This window comes from Lacrimispora sp. YZC11 (assembly GCF_057543815.1).
The window spans coordinates 478,899-498,145 of record NZ_BAAJYQ010000006.1 but is presented as its reverse complement, the minus strand read 5'-3'; the positions used below and the strand labels follow the sequence as shown (position 1 = coordinate 498,145).

The window sequence follows — 19,247 nt, the reverse complement described above, 5'->3', positions numbered from 1 at the left end:
AACCGCTATTTATATGGCTTTCCAATGAATTGTGTGAGATAATATGGTTGGCGAAAGCCATCAGGTTCCTTGACAATTAAATATATCAAGTGTTCTGTCTCTCACACAATATTTTATATGAGAGGACGGATACAAAATGGCTGAAAGAGTTTATTGTTTATACAGAGTTTCTACTACCAAGCAGGTAGACCATGATGATCAGAATCAGGCGGATATCCCAATGCAGAGGAAAGCCTGCCACGAATTTGCAGAGCCTATGGGTTGGACCATCATACATGAGGAACAAGAAACCGGTGTTTCCGGTTATAAAGTTAGCGCAGCTGATAGGGATAAAATTCAGCTGATCAGAGAACATGCCGAAAAAGGCAAATTCGACATCTTGCTGGTATTCATGTTTGACCGAATCGGAAGAAAGGCTGAAGAAACCCCGTTTGTGGTGGAATGGTTTGTAAAGAAGGGAATCAGAGTATGGAGTGTAAATGAAGGCGAACAGCGTTTCGAATCCCATACCGACCGTCTAACAAATTACATCCGTTTCTGGCAGGCTGACGGCGAAAGCCAGAAAACTTCCATAAGAACCAAGACTGCCCTGGGGCAAATGGTTCAGGATGGGCGCTTCCGTGGCGGCGTAGCTCCATATGGTTATCGCCTTGAAAAAAGTGGCATTATAAACAAACGCAAGCATGAGGTCAATAGATTGGTTATCGATGAAGAAGAAGCTGAAGTGGTTCGCATGATGTATAATTTATGTGTTTCATCCGGGTACGGCCGCTGGCGTATCTCTACATTTCTAAATGACAAAGGCATTAAAACTCGAAATGGAGCTAACTGGCATGAAGCATCAGTCGGTGCAATTCTTAAAAATGTGACGTACAAAGGTATACTACGAAGTGGAACCACTTATTCAAAACCATTTAAAGAATTACAGATTGTTGATCCATACACTTTTGATCTTGCACAGAAGCTGATGCTGGAACGTGTAAATGAGAAAAGGAATGAGAGAACTGTCCCGTTAAATACTTCAGGACAATCTCTTCTTTCCGGCAACGTATTTTGTGGTCATTGCGGTGGCCGATTGGTCTTAACAACCAATGGTAAAGTAGTAAAACTTGCAAGCGGAGAAAAGAAAGGTGTAAAACGGATACGGTACATTTGCTACGACAAAACAAGGCGCCGCAGTGATTGCAACGGGCAAACCGGATACACCATGCACTTACTTGATGACACAGTAACACAAGTATTGCATCAGATTTTTGACCGCATGTCAGCTGCTTCAGATAACCTAATAGTTGGCAGTGCACAAAATCGTCACATGGAAGAGCTTCGTGGAGAAATTAAAAGAGTCAAGGCTGAGAATACCAAAGCGAATACTGAGTATGAGTCATTAAAGGCAGAAGTTATCAAAGCGGTTCAGGGAAAAAGTAAGATGCCCACGGATGTCCTGTCGGAGCTAGTTAATGAAAGCCGTGAAAAAGTTCTTACAACTAGCGAACGTCTGACTGCACTGACCGCTGAGCTTGAGCGAGGTAACGAAAGGGCCGTGGAAATGAAAGCTGAGATTTCACGTATCCGCACATGGTCAGAAATTTTTGATGACAGCGACATGGAAATCAAAAAGATGATCACTAATTACATCATCAAGCGAGTTAATGTTTATAAAGACTATAAGCTGGATATTGAATTAAACCTGAATATACAGCAATTCCTTAATGGACTCGATAGTGTCACAGAGCATGCCGCATCGTAAGATAATTTTAAAGACACATTAAACTCTCTACAGCTGAGATATATCCTTACATATAAAAGTCATTTTGTGGGGGTGCACACCCGACATATCGGGAGAGCGCTTGAATGGCATTCAAGAGGTCATGGGTTCGAATCCCACTATCTCCATTAAAACAATAAGCCGCAGGCATGAAAGCTTGTGGCTTAAATTATGACTTATAGAGACGGGACACTTGATAAAAATGAAAGACAAACAACGGTAGGTACATCCTCAACTGTGAGGAGTACCTACCGTTATTTAGTGAACGATTATACTTTTATCAAACAATTTAATCTATCATTTTGTAAAATGATATCCTTGCTATCAGTGAAACTTTAATATTATACTAGATTTATTAGTTAATGCAGAGGGGTATAGCTCAGTTGGGAAAGCTCTTGAATGGCATTCAAGAGGCCATGGATTTCACTATCTCCGCCAAAGCATTGTAATCCGAACTCACTGTTGCCGATTGGCGAGGGGGTCAGATTTGTACTTCTTATATGACGGCTATGCAAACAGTCGAGTTTTACACTCGACTGTTTTTCTGTTATAATCATCATATTAAACTGTTATTTGTATAGGAGGTGTTTAAATGAGCGATACAATTATTTTTATGAGTGCATATGATACAACACGATATTCTAAATCTAAACTACTACATTTCAATAAAAAGCAAGGGCTAGATGTATTGTTGGATAAACACCACCTAACTTATATGTTGCTTGGCGATAAACTCATCTCACCAAAAGGGGCATTAACATTAAGCACAGAGTATGATTATATTCAACAAAACACTGTCTTTTCGTTTGAGCCTGTTAAGGAAAAACATGATATTGAAAAATTTGAAGAACTAATTAGAAGTACAGAATTTTGTGTCAAATTACTTCACGCTCAATCTGTTTTAGCCGATTTCTCATATTTCAAAATAGATTACTTCATTAGCATGGAACCTTTCCTTGTTCATATTGGTAAGCATCTTTATCAAATTGACCCTATTATTTTTTCAATGAACAGAGTATTGATTATTACGTTTAAGGTTATTGATTTTGAAACAGGAATTCCCCTTAAAAAAGGTGATGTCTTTGGTAATATAGGTAATTACAATTTATTGACTGTCAACGAATATCAGTATTTTGGAGATGAAAGCACAACGACATACAATGGCAAGATTTCAGAAATAATATACGATAACATTAGTGACTTTTTCTTTGAGATGCTCGGTAAAAAATTTAAGGCTGAAGAGTATTCCTTTATACATAATACACTTGTATTATCAAATGAAATTGATGATATCACAAATTACTTCTGTGATTTAATAGGTATAAGAGAGCTGCCATCTCCTCTTGAAAATATAAGCACAACAGGAAATTATGAATATTATCCACAAGATGGGGCGAGTGTTATCAAAAACTATAATCCCGATGATGTTGATATTCCTTTGTATAATGGAATTATGCTTGAGTCCATTAAATTATATGTATACTTATTTCAAATCATCAATGTAGATATAACTGCAGATATGAACAAAGTTGTGCGTAATGATTTGTATTTAGAAAACTTGTTTTTTGCTCCCAAAATACCTATAGAAACCCATAATCTGCTTAGCTATATTTATAAAACAAAGTCGTTTCAGCATCGTAAAGAAGCCACCAAACTTAAGATTTCATATATGACAGCAGAAAACGAATCGAAGAAAAATAGAAATGCTGTTCTGCTTAATATTTTACTCTATATCATTTCTCTTCTTGGTGCAATTGGTACACTAGAAACGCTGGAAAATAAGTTAAATATACCGTTTCAATGTAGTTTTTGGACAGTGATTTCTGTATTCTCTGTATTTGGAATTATATGGGTAGTTACCGAATACAAACGGAATAAGCATTTTTAAACCCAGTATAGGACAAGGGATAGCCGAAAAGCTATCCCTTGTTTAATTTTGATAGTTTTTCATAGGTTAGCGGCGCACCGCCAATTTTCCGCATGGCTTCAGTGTTGGTACAATCTGTTATGGTTGGCGGTACAATGCCCTTGCTTCTGCGAAAAAGCCGAAAGACTTTCGGGTATAGCTTGAGCCTTGCGCCCTTTACAATCGCCTTAGATTGCTTTTTACCGTCTTTCTCAATCTCGGTAGTTCATACCTTCAGTTGGCACTGGACTGCGTCAGGAAAAGAATGTTTGTGGAACTGGAGCCAACGGCTGTAATGACTATCCGGGTTCAGCCCGAAAATATGGTAATGAGTATGTAATCAGGCATCGCTAATGCTGGGGTACCGAATATTTATCTGCCGGACTTTGTAAAGGAGGACAAATTGGAACGGGTCGAATACGGCGTATCCATACTTATATAATAGCTCAAAGTTCACCCGCCTACTTTACTGCTTTAGATACCTGAACCTATAAGCTTCTGCAGGAGCTTATAGGTCTTCAGAAGTTTTCTTATTTATTATGGAAAAAATGATTTTGAGATTTACATTTTTGATTAATCTTTCTTTTTACAAATTAGAAGCAATTCAATTATGGCTCGAGACGTTTGAGAATCGTTTCAAATAAAAAGAAAGAAGGATTTCATTATGGCAACAACAAAAGTGAGATATGCTAATTCTGGTGGCTCAAATGTTAGAAGCTCCGCTGCGGGCAGTGTGGTAACAACAGTAAATCAGGGGAATTTGATGTATGACATACCAGGAGAAAAAACGGTAACAAAAGCACTAAATGGAACTACGTATACATGGGTTCGGGTTTACTATTATAAGATTAATAGTGACAACTCAACAACGGAAGGAAACGGCTGGGTGGCTATGTCAACTACTACAGAAGTTTCAACAACCGTTCCTGGTAAATCTGCTATTATTTCCGCTGCTACAGCACTGGAGCAGAATCAAATGCTTACGAATGCCAGGTATATTTACAATTACCTTATTGGTAAAAAATGGAGTAAGAATGCGATTTGCGGTATGCTTGGAAATATGGAGATGGAAAGCACAATTAATCCAGGCCGTTGGCAGAATGGTAAAGTCAATACTGCTAATGGATATGGTTTGACTCAGTGGACACCATCAACTAAGTATACGAACTGGTTAGGCAGCGGTAAAACTTCAGGTGACATTGATAATCAGTTGGAACGGATATTGTATGAGGTTTCTCATGAATCAGAGCAATGGGTTTCCGGTAATTATAGTCCCTCTATGAGCTTTGCAGATTTCACTAAATCTACTAGCTCAACCACTGCATTGGCAGAATGTTTTCTTAAATGCTATGAACAGCCAGCAGATCAATCAAGCACAGTAATAAATAAGCGAAAAGCCAATGCTTCTAAGTGGAGTACATTAATAGGCTTCTTGGTATCGTAGATTGTTTGGAGGTGTAGACAGTTTTCTATAATTGGAAACTTCCATCATAATTGCAAAAATAATAATTGCCAGGGGAAGCAGGAAGATTTTTTAGTGCATTTCTCGAAAAACATGCTTTTAACATAAATAAAAAAAATAAAATTGTGCAAGGGCTTTGTGAAGCATACATCTTCATAAAGCCCTTGCTAATAGTGTTTTAAAGCCTATCTGCAAACATAATGGTTACTTCTCTGTAAATTTGGTCTAAATTATAATTTTTATAGTTCACTTGTGCTGCTGTTTATTGCTCAATCATAAAAATGATTGTCATAATAAAAGTTTATCAGGTAAAATGTTTGTTTAAACACCATGTCTCCCAATTCATAGTACCAAGATTGATCCACAATATCCTCCATACTATTAACATGATGATCATTTAAAAACCCAGAGAGTCTTTGATTAAAATTTTCTTGCCAACGCTGTTGTTCGGTGCTTAAAGCGTCCAGTTCGTCACCAGATAAGTTTTCTAAACACAATTGATAGATCTTATTCATCTCGTCATTACAACCTTTATAGTAATTTCGCGCATTGGAATTGATTTCTTCTTGGTTTTTAAGGCTGATGTTATAGTAAGCCCTAAGATCCATTAAATAAGCAAGGGAATCCAGATAGTTTTGCCTATCGGCAGCGGCTACCTTCGGCAACGCCGGTACTTCTGAAGAAACGGAACTATCTAAGAGCCATTGGTTTATCGCTTCTTTGGAATAATCATGCCATTCTACACCTGGTAAATCATCAAAAGAGACCAAACGTTTATCAAAAGTGTCTTTGTCAATTGGCATGTCATGGATAAAATACGAATCGGTAGGAACACCTCCCACTGATTTTATTTTGTCGTCCTCAAAGAAAGTATCGCCTATGAACAACATCTTGCCCACGGAATAATCACTTGCGCCGTTTGATGCCATAAATGAACCGTCCATTTTGAGATTATACATTGTCCTGTATGAAACAATAAAGCCATATACCTTACTCTCTTTATAACGCAAGATAACAAACCCGTTATAGTTTTCTATCGCCAACACGATCTCAGACACGCCATCCCCATCCAAATCAACCACAGCGAATTGTGGCGTTATCATTGGATTCGTATCATATGTTAGTTCGTTTAAGTAACCGTTCCATTGGTGGTCTGAGTTATTGTACGGAGATTTGTCCGTGCAGAAGAAAGTCGTTTCATTAAGAAGCACCGCTTTAAAAGTCTGCATAGGTGACAATACCTGCTTATCTGAAGGTAAAGGAGAAGATGTGAAATTTGGCGAACTAGAGTCATTCTCTGATTTAGTTGTACTGACCGAGCTAGGCGAAATTTGTACGTCGGTAGTTACTCCAATTGACGATGATGTACTGCAGGAGCTTAATGAAAACAATCCTAGAATAGATAAGATTAAAATTAGTTTTTTCATAATACTCTCCATTCCGCCGCCAAGTGGCGGCACAAATATTAATAATTTTGACGATCCCTACTTTCTTGATAATAATGAAAAATTATGCAGTTAAATATATTTAGATGTTGCCTTCAAAACATCTTACTTACATAATTTTTCGTTAACAACTATTATACTTCTCCTCAGTTACGATGGTACTATATAATCCTGTGGCACTCCAATTTTATGATTTATTTTGTGCAGAGCTGTCGTAATAGAGTTTTGATAGTGGAATCTACCATCTTCAACGGGCTAATAACTCATGCCGTATATCAATCAGAGGCACTGGATGATTGGATTTCCATAAAACATAAATTATCTCGAACTCGGAATCCTGTAATATCCCTGCAAGATTATTCATTATGCACCCCTAATATATTTAAGGTAATTTATGTTAAAAGTTTACCATTGTAATCTTGCTGTGTCAAACCCACAAATATATATTTGGGAATCTGCAAATGAGCTAAATGATTAAATTGTAGACGGATATCTTATGCGGATATTTCTGTCTGCCTTTTTGTGTGAACAAGAGCAATGGTCCCTTTCGCCGGATATCTCCTTCCCATCCAATATGAGGAAGGCATTATCAAGGAGCACATGGCAGTAAGGACAAAGGCAGGGCCAGGTGGATACGAGGCGGCAATTAGGCTGAAAAGCTAGGGCTGAAGACTGCCAGAATATAAATCCGGGAAGCCGGTGGTTCTGTCCTGCGTATATATTGATTCGGAAATCGGATGTGTCCTGACCCATGCCAACTGCAAATCAGTTATAACAAAGGAAGAACGGGGATTTGTTAAGGTTATAACGGATAAGGAATCCGGCGTAATCTTAGGCACCCAGATGAAGTACGCCAGTGACTGGCAGAACGAACATGATTGCATGTTCATCTGGCAGCCACTGCGGCAGCAAGCGAAAACCACGAAGTATATTTCATCTCGTTTATATATAAGTGAAGAACTTATCAATCGTAGGATTCTGGTTTTCTTTATACCGTGCAATCACGATTTCGCATAAATCAGAATCCTTGTTCAGTGGTATGGTGACAACCTTTCCTAAATTCCGGCTGGAAGCAAGGGCGTAGGACGGCACTATGGCAGCTCCCATACCGGAGGCCACCATTAGGGCTGTAATGTCAAAGTTGTCAGAATATATCGTATTAGGAGTGAAGCCGGAACGGATAAAATGAGCCATAGTGTTTCTGTAATGTCCGAAATCATTGTCTCTTTCTTTTGTGGCGGTAAAAATAAACGTGTTATTTTTCAAATCAGACAGATCCAGCTCACTTCTGGAGGCCAGCGGATGGGAGGGAGGAAGCATGACAATCAGTTTATAGACACCTAAGGTATGGCAGACGATGCCTTCTTCCTCCAATTCGCTCTTTGAGAAGCAGACATTGACAATGATGTCAAGAGTCCGATTCAGCAGTGAGGCGTACAGCGTTCCCGTGTCGGCTTCGCGAAAAGAAAGGGAAACATTGGGATAACCGGTATGGAAGGAGCGGAGTATATCGGGGAACCGCGGATTGTCATATCCTCCCGCGATTCCAATATTTAAGCTGCCTGTAAAACCGGTAGCTGCTTTTTTTGTTTTCGCAACGGCGTCTTCTGCGCGGGTTAAGATTGCCTTTGCTTCTGTATAAAAGACTGTACCCGCCGGAGTAAGCTCCACATGCCTCTTTGTCCGCCTCAGTAATTTCACGTCAAGATTATCTTCTAATGTCTTAATTTGCTGTGTTACGGCAGTCTGGGAAATGAAAAATTTTTCTGCTGTTTTTGTAAAACTTAAGCTTTCGGCTACGGAAACGAAATATTCTAACTGTCTGAGATTCATAAAAATCACTCCCCTTAAAATCAATCAATATATAACTAAAACTTATTATAATCCACAAAATTCGTTTTGAAAAGTCCCCAATCCTAATAATCGTACAAAGTGCACAAATATTAAAACATTATTTGAAAAATATTACCATATAAATAACTTTTTCTTATAAGAAACACTAAAAAATATTCTTGAAGTTGACAAAAAAACTCATTAATATACCAGTGGGGTAAGAAATAAAGCAAGATATCCCTTGCGGAAAGGACAGGAAATGAAAGGGAAATATAACAATTTCTTATTTATCGGTGAAGCAGGAAGCGGAAAAAGTGAGATTGCGGTGAATGCGGCAAGGAAGCTTTTAACCTCTGGTGATAAGAAAGTTCATTTTTTTGACATGGATATGACAAAGCCCTTATTCCGTTCCAGAGATCTCTGCGGGGATCTTTTCGACTTGGGGATGGAATTCCATTATGAGGAGCAGTTTATGGACGCGCCAACACTTGTGGGAGGCGTGAGCCGCTTTTTAAAGGATGAGGAAGCTTATACGGTTCTGGATGTGGGAGGCGATTACATTGGTGCACGATCCATCGGAGGTTTCGCCCCGTATATAAACAGGGAGGATACCATGGTCTACTATGTGATCAACCCTTACCGCCCATGGTCTTACGACTTAGAACACATTGACAAGGTTCTGGGCGAGGTCCTGGGAGTTTCCCATATAAGCGTTGACAAAGTTCATTTAATCAGTAATCCCAACATGGGTCCGGCCACCACGGCCGGGGAAGTCCTGGCGGGAAATAAAAAACTGGAAAAAATAGTGGCTCCTTATAAAGAACTGGATTTTTTATGTGTGAGAGAAGAGCTTTTTCCGGAGGTAAAGGACAGGCTATCCATTCCGGTAATGCCCATACATCTCTATCTTACCTATCCATGGGCTGATGCGGAAAAATAAAAAGGAGGAAGTGAATGACATGGGAGAAATTAGAGTAGTGACAGAACGCTGCAAAAGCTGCGGCTATTGTATCAAGTTCTGCCCTAAAGGTGTGCTGACAATCGGAGACAAAGTAAATTCCAAGGGTTACGAATATGTAACTCCATCAAATATGGAAGCTTGCATTAGCTGCTGCATATGCGGACGAATGTGCCCGGAGGGCGCCATTGAGATTTATAAGTAAGAGGAGGAAGAAAAAATGTCCAGAGTATTCATGAAAGGCTGTGAAGCAATCGCGGAAGCAGCCGTTAGAGCAGGATGCCGATTTTTTGCCGGGTATCCCATCACACCGCAAAACGAAATACCGGAATATTTTGCCAGAAGAATGCCGGAGGTTCACGGCAGCTTCGTTCAGGGAGAGTCTGAGGTGGCTTCCATAAATATGGTTTATGGTGCGGCAAGCGCCGGAGTCAGGGCCATGACCTCTTCCTCCAGCCCGGGAATTGCTTTAAAGAGCGAAGGAATTTCTTACTGCGCGTCAGCACGGATTCCTATGGTCTATGCCAATATTTCCAGAGGGGGCCCCGGCGTTGGTTCCATTCAGCCCGCCCAGATGGATTATTACCAGGCCACCAAGGCATCCGGAAACGGCGGCTTCAAGATGCTGGTATTTGCTCCGTTTACGGTACAGGAAGCTGTTGATATGACTTATGCGGCCTTTGATTATGCGGACCGTGACAGAAATCCGGTGCTTATTCTGGCCGACGGCGTGATCGGCACCATGATGGAGCCGGTAGTGCTTCCTGAGATGAAGTCAGATGAGGAAGTTGAAGCGATGAAGGAAGGAAAGAAGTCCTGGGCCTGCATCGGCCATCCTTTCGATCATGAGAAGCGTTCCTGGATTCAGCCGGGACACTGGAAGACCACTGATATGCAGAAGGCCAATGAAGATGCAGAGGCTCTTTATGCTTCCTGGGAAAAGGAAGCAAAGGCAGAAGAGTATCAGCTTGAGGATGCAGAGGTTGTAATCGCCGCTTACGGAATTTCCGCCAGAATCGCAAAGTCAGCGGTAGACATGCTCCGCAAGGAAGGCGTAAAAGCCGGACTGATCCGCCCTATAACCGTTTATCCTTTCCCATACTCTGCCTTCGATCACATTAACTATGATAAAGTTAAGGCCGTCCTGGATGTAGAGATGTCCATTCCGGCTCAGTTCGTGACTGATGTGGAAGCCGGCATTAAGGGACGCTGTCCCATAGAAACCTGTCTTTGCTCAGGCGGAAACATCATGAGCAGAGAGGCAGTTATAGAGGCAGTAAAAGAGATTGTCAAAAAATAGGAGGAGGAAAGATGGAAAAAATTTATTCAAGAACGAAGACAATCCAGGAAGACAAAGTTTCCGGATTTTGCCCGGGTTGTATGCACGGAACCGTGATGAAGCTAATCGGTGAGGTGTTAGATGAAATGAACTTAGCGGACAAGGCGGCCTGCGTACTTGGAATCGGCTGCTGTGGTCTTCAGATGGATTACATGGCTTATGACAACACAACCGCTCCTCATGGACGCGCCTGTGCCGTAGCAACCGGTATGAAAAAGGCAAATCCGGACAGCCTGGTATTCACTTATCAGGGCGACGGAGATTTCGCTTCCATCGGCCTGGCAGAATCCATGTCTGCAGCAAACCGGGGAGAGAACATTGCGGTTATTTTTGTCAACAATGGAATTTACGGCATGACAGGCGGACAGATGGCTCCAACCACGCTGCTGGGCATGAAGGCCTCCACCAGCCCCAAGGGACGTGATCCCAAGGAGCACGGCTATCCCATGCATATGTGCGAGATATTAAACCAGCTTACAGCCCCGGCTTACTTAGAACGGACCAGCTGCAATACCCCGCAGAATGTGATGAAAACCAAGAAAGCCATCAAAAAGGCATTCCAGAATCAGCTGGACGGCAAGGGCTTTTCCATGGTGGAAATCGTTACAAGCTGCCCGACCAACTGGGGCTTAGACCCAATCAAGTCCCTGGATTTTATAGAAGAAAAGATGCTGTCTGAGTTCCCCTTAGGCATCATCAGAGACAGGTAAGGAGGAAAAAAATGGAAACAAATTTATGTGTGGCCGGTTTCGGCGGCCAGGGAGTTATGACACTGGGGAAGTTCCTGGCTTCCGCCACCTGTGATTCGACGGATAAAAATGTTACGTTTTTCCCCTCTTACGGAGCTGAGCAGAGAGGCGGAACGGCCAACTGCTTCGTGGTGATTTCCGATGAGGCCATCGGTGCCCCATTAGGGGATGTGATGGATGATTTAATCATCATGAACGGCCCGTCCTTACAGAAGTTCCTGCCAACGTTAAAAAAGAACGGAACTCTTTTCATCAACAGTTCTATTGTAAACGGAGATATTGACCGGGACGATGTGACAATTGTAAAAGCCCCGGTTACGGAGCTTGCCTTAGAGCTTGGCAACGCCAGGGTCTTAAATGTCATCATGCTTGGTGTTTATGTGGGCTATACAGATGTCATTGATGCGGAAATTGTCTGGTCAGCCGTTGAGCACAAGCTTGGTTCCAAACCAAAGCTTCTTCCTCTTAACCGCCAGGCTTTTGAAAAGGGACTTGAAATAGGCAGAACGCAGAGATAAGGAGAGAGGAACAAATGGTTTATAAAAGCTTTGACGAACTGATTGAAAAGGTAAAGGGGTATTCTTCCATAAAGCGGATGGCCATCGCTGCCGCCGGAGAAAGACATACCTTAGAGGCTGCCTTCCATGCCAGAAAAGAAGGAGTTGCAAGACCTGTTCTGGTAGGAGATGAGGCGGAAATCCGCCGGATCATTAAGGAAATGGGGGAAGAGGTTCCAGACGAGGATATCTATCCCGCAGCAGATAATAAAGAGGCGGCAGAGCTTGCCGTTTCCCTGGTAAGAGAAGGAAAAGCAGATTTCCTCATGAAGGGTTATTTAGATACAGGCGTTATTTTAAAAGCGGTTGTGAACAAGGAGCAGGGACTGGGAAAAGGCGGCGTTATGTCTCATTTTACCATGTTTGACGTTCCTGGCTACCACAAGATTTTAGTTCCCGTAGACGGCGGCATGGTTACTTATCCGACTCTGGAGCAGAAAAAGGCCATCATTGAAAATACGGTGGATACCCTGATTGCCATGGGCTACGACTGTCCCAAGGTAGGCGTGCTGGCTTGCGTGGAAAAAGTCAATTCCAAGATGCCCGAGACAGTAGAGGCCGCAGAGCTGGCAAGCATGAACCGGGACGGGGAAATCAAAAACTGTATCGTGGAAGGTCCAATTTCCTATGACTGCGCCGTGGATGGGGAAATTGCCAAATTAAAGGGCTATGAGAGCCGGATCGCCGGGGATGTGGATGTCCTGGTAGCTCCCAATATCCATGCGGGAAATATCATGGGAAAGATGCTGACCTGCACCTGTAAGGCCAAGATGGCCGGTTTCGTGGTAGGAGCCAAATGTCCCGTTGTCCTGACCTCAAGAGGTTCTTCCGCAGAGGAAAAATTCCTTTCCATCGTCGTTTCTGCGGCAGCGTCTAATTAAAAGAGAAGGAGAGACTTTCATGAGTTATAAGATTTTAGCTGTTAATCCAGGCTCTACCTCTACAAAGATTGCCGTTTACGAGGATGAAAAGGAGCTTTTTTCAGAAAGCATCGTACATTCTGACGAAGAGTTAAAAAAGTACGAAAAGGTCACCGATGAATTCGACATGCGTAAGGAAACGATTCTAAACTCCATGAAACACCATGGCGTGGAAGAAAAAGACTTATCTGCCGTGGTTGGAAGAGGCGGACAGCTGGTGAAGATCCATGCGGGCGGATATTTGGTCACCCAGGATATGAAAGAAAAGCTTGTGGATCCGTCCACCATCGAACACGCTTCCAACTTAGGCGCTTTGATTGCAGATGCCATTGCCGCTCCTTTGGAAATTCCCTCTTACATTTACGATGCGGTGGGCTCCGATGAGATGAAGGATATTGCCAAAATCACCGGTATGCCTGAGATCGTAAGAGAGAGCTTCTGCCATGTTTTAAATTCCAAGGCCATGGCCCGGAAGTTGGCTGCAAAAGCCGGTAAGACCTACCAGGAGATGAACTTTATCGTAGCTCATTTGGGCGGCGGCATCTCCGTGAGCGCCCACGAAAAAGGCAGGATTGTGGATGCCATTCCATCGGATGGCGGCCCGTTTTCCCCTGAGAGATCCGGAAGTATTCCCTTAAACTACATAGTGGACATGTGCTGCAGCGGAAAATACAGCAAGCGGGAAATGACGAAAAAGATAACCGGAATGGGCGGCATTAAGGCTTATTTAGGAACGTCCAGCTGTTTAGAAGTGGAAAAGATGATTGCAGACGGAAACCAGCAGGCAAAAACCATCTTTGAGGCAGAGGCTTATCAGATTGCCAAGGGAATTGGAGAGATGTCTCCGGTGCTAAAAGGAGATGTTGACGCCATTATTTTAACAGGCGGCGTTGCCTATTCCCAGATGCTGACAGGCTGGATTACAGAGTATGTGAAATTCATTGCCCCGGTAATTGTTATGCCGGGAGAAAATGAGCTGGAATCATTAGCCGCCGGAGCTCTCCGGATACTTAAGGGAGAAGAAATGGCTGTCCCTTATAAGAAATAAGATGAATAAAAGGTGGCCGGATATATTCTTGCCAACCTCCTCCGGCCGCCTTTTTATCATATAAAACCATGTATTAACACAATTATTCAAAGAAAGGAAAAAACTTATGCAGGATACATTCTATGCAAAGGGAAAAGGGAACAGCGGTTTCCTTAAGAACCTGGAAGTCTGTTCCTTCAACAATTTGGACGGAAACTGCGGCATGTTCCAGATGGCCCTCTATAAGACTGAAGCAGGAAAGTACTATCTGTTCGGATGCTGCTTCGGGGGAAACCAAAACGGTGTCATGATCAGTGATGTGACAGATCCCTATAATCCGAAATTCGTAAAACATTTTGAACTTTTAGATCCCAGGGAATATCCGACAACTACCTGCCCAAAGCTTCAGATTGCCGATGATTTAATGATCGTGGCAATGAGCTGCGGAAGCGGCCCGGGAGAACTGGTAGACCAGCCAGGAAAAGATGAGGTGAAATGCGAGGCAGGTATCCGCATTTACAGCCTTAAAAATGATCCTGAAAATCCTGAATACTTAGGCGGCTGGGACTGCGGCTTAAAGCACGTGCTGGGCGTACACCGTTTTATGTACAACGGGGGAAGATATGTACATTTATCCAGTGACTGCGTAGGCTTTGAAGGTATGATTTACCGTATCGTCGATATTGAGGATCCCACTCATCCCGTAGAAGTAGGACGCTGGTGGAGACCTGACCAGTATGCGGACGGCTATCCGGACCGCGAATTTGATCCGGGTGCACCTCACGTTCCGGCTTTTATGGATAAGGGCTGGCTTCACGGACCGCCATTTGTACGTGACGGAATCGCATACTGCGGATGGGGCGGTGCAGGACTGGTTGTCCTGGATGTCCATGATGTAACCAGACCGAAATGCTTAGGCGAATTAAAGCTGATGCCTGCATTTTCCAGCGAACTGTCGGGAGCAAGAACCCATACGGCCCTTCCTCTTCCGGGCAGAGATTTAGTTGTCTGCCAGAACGAAGGCGAGCGCTTCCAGTTCTTTACACCGGATAAGATCAAACGCGCCCAGGCTTTAAACAATCTGCATATGATCGATGTAAGTGATCCAAAGCATCCTACCCTGATTGCAGAGTTCCCATATCCGGAAGTTCCTGAGGATTTCCCATATCAGAACTTTAACGTGGCAGGTCTTGGTGTACCGGGACCTTTCGGCCCTCACAACATCCATGAGCCTATGAGCAACAAGCCATGGCTGGAGCAGAGAGGCGACAGGCTTTACTGCTGCTATTTCCATGCGGGACTTCGGGTCTATGATGTATCCGACCCTTATTACATCAAGGAAATCGCTTACTTTATCCCGCCGAATCCAAACAAGAAGCCGGAAGAGTCCTATTTTCCAAACTTCCCTGGCCCCCGCCTTGCGGTGACGGAGGATCTTGTGGTGGATGACAGAGGCTATATCATCATCGACGCCTTAGACGATGGCTTTTACATTTTAAAAATGAAAGAAAATTAATATTCACATAATAAGGAGAATACAAAAATGAAGGTTTTAGGCATTTCTTTCGGGACCAAGAACGGGACCAATGATTCCATGTGTATGGAAGCTTTAATGGGAGCAAAGGAAGTCGGTGCCGATGTGGAATTTATCCAGATGTCTGCATTAAACATCAGACACTGCACCGGCTGCTGCGCCTGTGCAAAGACTCTTTTAAGCGGAAAAGGCAACATGTGCACCATTAAGGATGATGATTTCGAATGGCTTCTTGACAAGATGCTGGATGCTGATGGAATCATTATCAGCGATCCTATTTTTGAAGAGGGAGCTTCCGGCTTATTTCACACTGTTACAGACCGTTTCGGCCCGAGAACAGACAGAGGAAATAACGTCATCGGCACCAAGATCGCTCAGGAAACCGGCGGAAAGATCCCGGATCACCGTCTTTTAAAGGACAAGGTTATCTCCTACATCGGCGTGGGTGGTTCCGACTGGGGAACCAGAGTACAGTGCGAGCATGCCATGCACGCTTTGACTCCTATGTGGAAAGTCATTGACAATGCCTGGTATCCGTGGGCAAAGTCCATCCTCATGGAGGATGATAAGCTTGCTGAAGTTCACCAGCTTGGCCGCAACTTGGCGGAAGCTGCAAAGGACGTGGAAAAAGCCGAATATAAGGGCGAAGAGGGTGTATGTCCCCACTGCCATAACAAGCTGTTCTACTTAGAGCCGGATTCAACAAAAGCAATCTGCGGCCTGTGCGGAATGGTAGGGGAAATGGAGATTGAAGACGGAAAGACAAAATTTGTTTTCTCGGAGGAGCAGTTAGAGCATGCACATGAAACTCTGTCCGGAAAGTTCATCCACGGCGAAGATATCCGGAAAAACGAGGGGGCTTTTGCAGAGCTGCGCAAGACCGAGGAATTCAAGATCCGTAAGAAGAAATACACAGACTTTATCACTCCAACAACGGTAAGATAAACGGTCCCCCAGTCTTTCGGTGCTTCTGGGAAAGATTCCCGTGTGGATAGTTTTTGGAACGGAGAACAAATAGAATTTATGCATATTAACAAACAAATCTGTATCCTGGCTGCGGCCATTGCGGTCTTTCCGCCCTTATGGGCGGTGGCCGCGCCGTATCTGGGAATTAAAACAGGAGCAGTGGCTTTAATTTGTGCAGGTATCTATGCGGCAAACGGAAATAAGAGAGAAGACGCCTTAAAAATAACGGTCGGTTTTTGGTTCGGTGATTTTTGGGCGTGTCTTTCTCTTTTGATCATGGGGAATTTAATTCTGGGAGAAAACCTGGGATTATTTTTAACCCTGGCTGTTTTAGGTTTTGCGGCTGTACTCATCGCCTCTGCTTTAGAAAAATTCATATACCTGCCTGCCTGGCTCGGCGGCTGGGCCATTGGCTTAAGTTTGATGACACTAGAAACTTTAAGTTTTGATAAAACCATGCCTTTTCAGATCGGGGCAGCCATGGCAGTGGGAGTCTGGTATGTAGGGGCAGGAGTGGATTTTTTCTGTAAATTGATTGAAAAGAAATCACAGCCAAAAAAGGAGAAATAAAAATGGGAACAGAATTTGATCCTATGCGGAGCTTTATCTATGTAGATGTAATAAAGGAGGAGTACAGACATAAACTTCAACACTGGCTATATTTCCATCACATTCCGGAAAGTATTTCCCAATTTGAACCTTACTGCACCAAGTATGCTTTTTACAATGCACTTCCGGTTCCTGAGGGCGGAGAAAGATTTGGAACGGCCCGCATGCAGATTACAGAGCACAGCTGGCTTGTAAATATTATGGATCCGGCACTTAAGGTAAAGGCATTCCAGGAATATATGCCGATTGAAGCCTTAAAGTGGCAGGGAACCGTGCCGGAGACGGCAGGAGATGTGCTGATGTCGGGAGACGATGCCAGATGCACCGGCGGAAATAACGGCTGCATGCCATTCGTATTCGCTTTCTGTCCCATGTGGTGGGAAGAAGATGTAAAGGGCACCGGACGTACTCTGACAGAGGGCGCTAATTACCGCTGGAATTTTGCCCTGACTTACCCGGAAGGAATTTCCAAAGAAGAAGGAGATAAGTGGCTGTTTGAAGAAGTATTCCCTTATTTTGAAGCAAATAACTGCTGTACCCGTATTCTGACCAGCAAGGTAAGACAGGAAATCAATGGCTGTCCTATGTACAGAGTAGTGGAAATGTGGTTTACAGGTCCTACAGCATGGCATCATCTGGCTGTGGAAACCGCTGATAAGATTAAATCGCCGTCATGGGCAAAAGACGGAGATGTATTCCCATATCTGAAGTCCGGCTTTGAGATAAGGGGAGCATTTGTCACAGACTATCCGACCTGTGACGCCTACAGCCAGTACAGAGGCTATATACCCAGAAGATAAGGAGTAATATATAAATGAAGCGGAATCGTTGGTTTTATGCGTCAGTCGGCGTAATACTCATGTTGTTTGCGGGGCTTATCTATGCATGGAGCGTTCTTTCCAGGCCTCTTGCAGAATATTTTACGGAGTGGACCAGTGCCCAGTTATCCTTTACTTTTACTATCTGCATGACATTTTTCTGCCTGGGAGGTGTGCTGGCCGGTTTTCTCTCCGGCCGGATTAATGCAAAATTCAATTTAGTTGCATCAGCATTGCTTTTTCTTGCCGGTTTTTTCATTGCTGCTAATACCAGTTCTCTTGCCGGCCTTTACATCGGCTACGGGATTCTGGCGGGAACCGGGTCAGGCATTGCCTATAATACGGTTATGGGAACAGTTACAAAATATTTCCCGGATAAGCCGGGCCTGATTTCGGGAATTCTGCTTATGGGCTTTGGAATAGGAAGCTTCATCATCGGAAAAGTGTATCAGGCTTATACAGGGCCGGGAGAAGGATGGCGAACCTCCTTTGAAATCTTTGGGATTCTGCTTTTCGCCGTTATGATTTTATGTAGCTTCTTACTTAAGGCACCGAAGGCTAAAAAGGAGGATGGCCGTGAAAACGGGGAGGAAGTAGCCGTTGTGGAAGCATCTGAGATGAAATCATCCGGGCTGGAAGTCATTGAGATGGAACCGGCTGTAATGCTTAAAAGAAGCTCATTCTGGCTCTACTTCATCTGGGCGGTTCTCTTATGCGCCGCCGGGCTTGCGGTAATTTCACAGGCGGGAGGCATGGTGCTGGAGGTGAGCCCGGAGATTTCTTCCGGAACGGTTTCTACTGTAGTCGGTCTTATTTCCGTATTTAACGGAATCGGCCGGGTTCTGTTCGGCGGTTTGTTTGATAAGATCGGCCGGGTAAAAACCATGGTGTTTAATGAAATTCTGTTTTGCGCTGGTCTTGGTCTGCTGATTTTGTCCCTGATGACAGGCATCCTGCTTGCGCTGGTTGCAGGCTTTATGATCATGGGCCTTGCCTATGGCGGCGTGCCTACTACGAATTCAGCATTTGTAGGCACATTCTATGGGAAGAAGAACTATTCAGTGAACTTTTCCCTGCTGAATTTAAATCTGATATTTTCTTCCTTTGGAAGCACCATTGCTGGACTTCTCTACGATACAAGCGGTTCTTATTTCAGCACACTGATCTCCATGCTCGGTGCGGTTATAGTTGGAATTGTTATTGCCGTAATGATAAAAAAACCATAATATAGAACGGCCAAAAGACCGGAAAAGAAGGGGCTGCTTTAAAATGATACCTCTTCTTTTTCGCTTTTTTCTGTTTATTAAGAGACTATTGCGTTCTGCTTTGATATCAGTTATTCTACTCATATGAAAAAAC

At 43.4% G+C, this 19,247-nt stretch carries 18 protein-coding genes; 16 read left to right on the top strand and 2 right to left on the bottom strand.

Annotated features, from left to right (window positions below):
• Window positions 1-136: 136 nt before the first annotated feature.
• The 3 genes from AC27IJ_RS08585 to AC27IJ_RS08575 all read left to right on the top strand — a co-directional run bounded on the left by AC27IJ_RS08585 (window position 137) and on the right by AC27IJ_RS08575 (window position 5,115).
• Complete coding sequence (locus tag AC27IJ_RS08585; RefSeq protein WP_487148398.1) at window positions 137-1,747, top strand: recombinase family protein; 1,611 nt, start codon at window positions 137-139, stop codon at window positions 1,745-1,747.
• A gap of 610 nt (window positions 1,748-2,357) precedes the next feature.
• Window positions 2,358-3,653, top strand: a complete 1,296-nt coding sequence (locus AC27IJ_RS08580; protein ID WP_487148396.1) for a hypothetical protein — start codon at window positions 2,358-2,360, stop codon at window positions 3,651-3,653.
• 682 nt (window positions 3,654-4,335) lie between these two features.
• Window positions 4,336-5,115 (top strand): phage tail tip lysozyme, encoded by a 780-nt coding sequence (locus AC27IJ_RS08575; protein ID WP_313259520.1) that lies wholly within the window; start codon window positions 4,336-4,338, stop codon window positions 5,113-5,115.
• A gap of 287 nt (window positions 5,116-5,402) precedes the next feature.
• Here AC27IJ_RS08575 and AC27IJ_RS08570 read toward each other — a convergent pair whose 3' ends face one another.
• Window positions 5,403-6,236: a lysozyme inhibitor LprI family protein gene (locus tag AC27IJ_RS08570; RefSeq protein WP_312501462.1), complete on the bottom strand. Its 834-nt coding sequence runs from the start codon at window positions 6,234-6,236 to the stop codon at window positions 5,403-5,405.
• A gap of 76 nt (window positions 6,237-6,312) precedes the next feature.
• Between AC27IJ_RS08570 and AC27IJ_RS08565 the strand changes: the two genes are divergently transcribed.
• On the top strand, window positions 6,313-6,654 hold the full coding sequence (locus AC27IJ_RS08565; RefSeq protein WP_312501460.1) for a hypothetical protein: 342 nt from the start codon (window positions 6,313-6,315) through the stop codon (window positions 6,652-6,654).
• An 866-nt stretch (window positions 6,655-7,520) separates the two neighbouring features.
• Here AC27IJ_RS08565 and AC27IJ_RS08560 read toward each other — a convergent pair.
• Complete coding sequence (locus AC27IJ_RS08560; RefSeq protein WP_312442346.1) at window positions 7,521-8,411, bottom strand: LysR family transcriptional regulator; 891 nt, start codon at window positions 8,409-8,411, stop codon at window positions 7,521-7,523.
• Window positions 8,412-8,670: 259 nt separating this feature from the next.
• On the opposite strand from AC27IJ_RS08560, the gene AC27IJ_RS08555 reads away from it, so the two are divergent.
• From AC27IJ_RS08555 to AC27IJ_RS08500, 12 genes are all read left to right on the top strand, one after another.
• Window positions 8,671-9,351 carry a hypothetical protein gene (locus AC27IJ_RS08555; protein WP_312442347.1) on the top strand — a complete coding sequence of 227 codons (681 nt, stop codon included), beginning with the start codon at window positions 8,671-8,673 and terminating at the stop codon, window positions 9,349-9,351.
• Window positions 9,338-9,574, top strand: coding sequence for a DUF362 domain-containing protein (locus tag AC27IJ_RS08550; protein WP_442913628.1), 237 nt, complete (start codon window positions 9,338-9,340; stop codon window positions 9,572-9,574). The genes AC27IJ_RS08555 and AC27IJ_RS08550 overlap by 14 nt, the downstream gene beginning before the upstream one ends.
• 15 nt (window positions 9,575-9,589) lie before the next feature.
• On the top strand, window positions 9,590-10,669 hold the full coding sequence (gene vorB, locus AC27IJ_RS08545; protein ID WP_312442351.1) for a 3-methyl-2-oxobutanoate dehydrogenase subunit VorB: 1,080 nt from the start codon (window positions 9,590-9,592) through the stop codon (window positions 10,667-10,669).
• Window positions 10,670-10,680: 11 nt separating this feature from the next.
• Entirely contained in the window at window positions 10,681-11,418 is a 738-nt protein-coding gene (locus tag AC27IJ_RS08540; RefSeq protein ID WP_312442353.1) for a thiamine pyrophosphate-dependent enzyme, read from the top strand.
• A gap of 11 nt (window positions 11,419-11,429) precedes the next feature.
• Window positions 11,430-11,975: a 2-oxoacid:ferredoxin oxidoreductase subunit gamma family protein gene (locus AC27IJ_RS08535; RefSeq protein WP_312442356.1), complete on the top strand. Its 546-nt coding sequence runs from the start codon at window positions 11,430-11,432 to the stop codon at window positions 11,973-11,975.
• Between the two features lie 14 nt (window positions 11,976-11,989).
• Window positions 11,990-12,895, top strand: coding sequence for a bifunctional enoyl-CoA hydratase/phosphate acetyltransferase (locus AC27IJ_RS08530; RefSeq protein WP_487148391.1), 906 nt, complete (start codon window positions 11,990-11,992; stop codon window positions 12,893-12,895).
• A gap of 19 nt (window positions 12,896-12,914) precedes the next feature.
• Window positions 12,915-13,982 carry a butyrate kinase gene (gene buk / locus AC27IJ_RS08525; RefSeq protein WP_312442360.1) on the top strand — a complete coding sequence of 356 codons (1,068 nt, stop codon included), beginning with the start codon at window positions 12,915-12,917 and terminating at the stop codon, window positions 13,980-13,982.
• Between the two features lie 106 nt (window positions 13,983-14,088).
• Window positions 14,089-15,477, top strand: a complete 1,389-nt coding sequence (locus AC27IJ_RS08520; RefSeq protein ID WP_487148389.1) for an LVIVD repeat-containing protein — start codon at window positions 14,089-14,091, stop codon at window positions 15,475-15,477.
• A gap of 27 nt (window positions 15,478-15,504) precedes the next feature.
• Window positions 15,505-16,440 carry an NAD(P)H-dependent oxidoreductase gene (locus AC27IJ_RS08515; RefSeq protein WP_312501447.1) on the top strand — a complete coding sequence of 312 codons (936 nt, stop codon included), beginning with the start codon at window positions 15,505-15,507 and terminating at the stop codon, window positions 16,438-16,440.
• 42 nt (window positions 16,441-16,482) lie between these two features.
• The gene (locus tag AC27IJ_RS08510) at window positions 16,483-17,031 is read left to right on the top strand and encodes a DUF1097 domain-containing protein (RefSeq protein WP_487148387.1); all 549 of its coding nucleotides are present in this window, start codon (window positions 16,483-16,485) and stop codon (window positions 17,029-17,031) included.
• Window positions 17,032-17,033: 2 nt separating this feature from the next.
• Entirely contained in the window at window positions 17,034-17,870 is an 837-nt protein-coding gene (locus AC27IJ_RS08505) for a hypothetical protein (protein WP_487148385.1), read from the top strand.
• 14 nt (window positions 17,871-17,884) lie between these two features.
• Complete coding sequence (locus AC27IJ_RS08500) at window positions 17,885-19,114, top strand: MFS transporter (protein WP_312442364.1); 1,230 nt, start codon at window positions 17,885-17,887, stop codon at window positions 19,112-19,114.
• Window positions 19,115-19,247 lie beyond the last annotated feature (133 nt).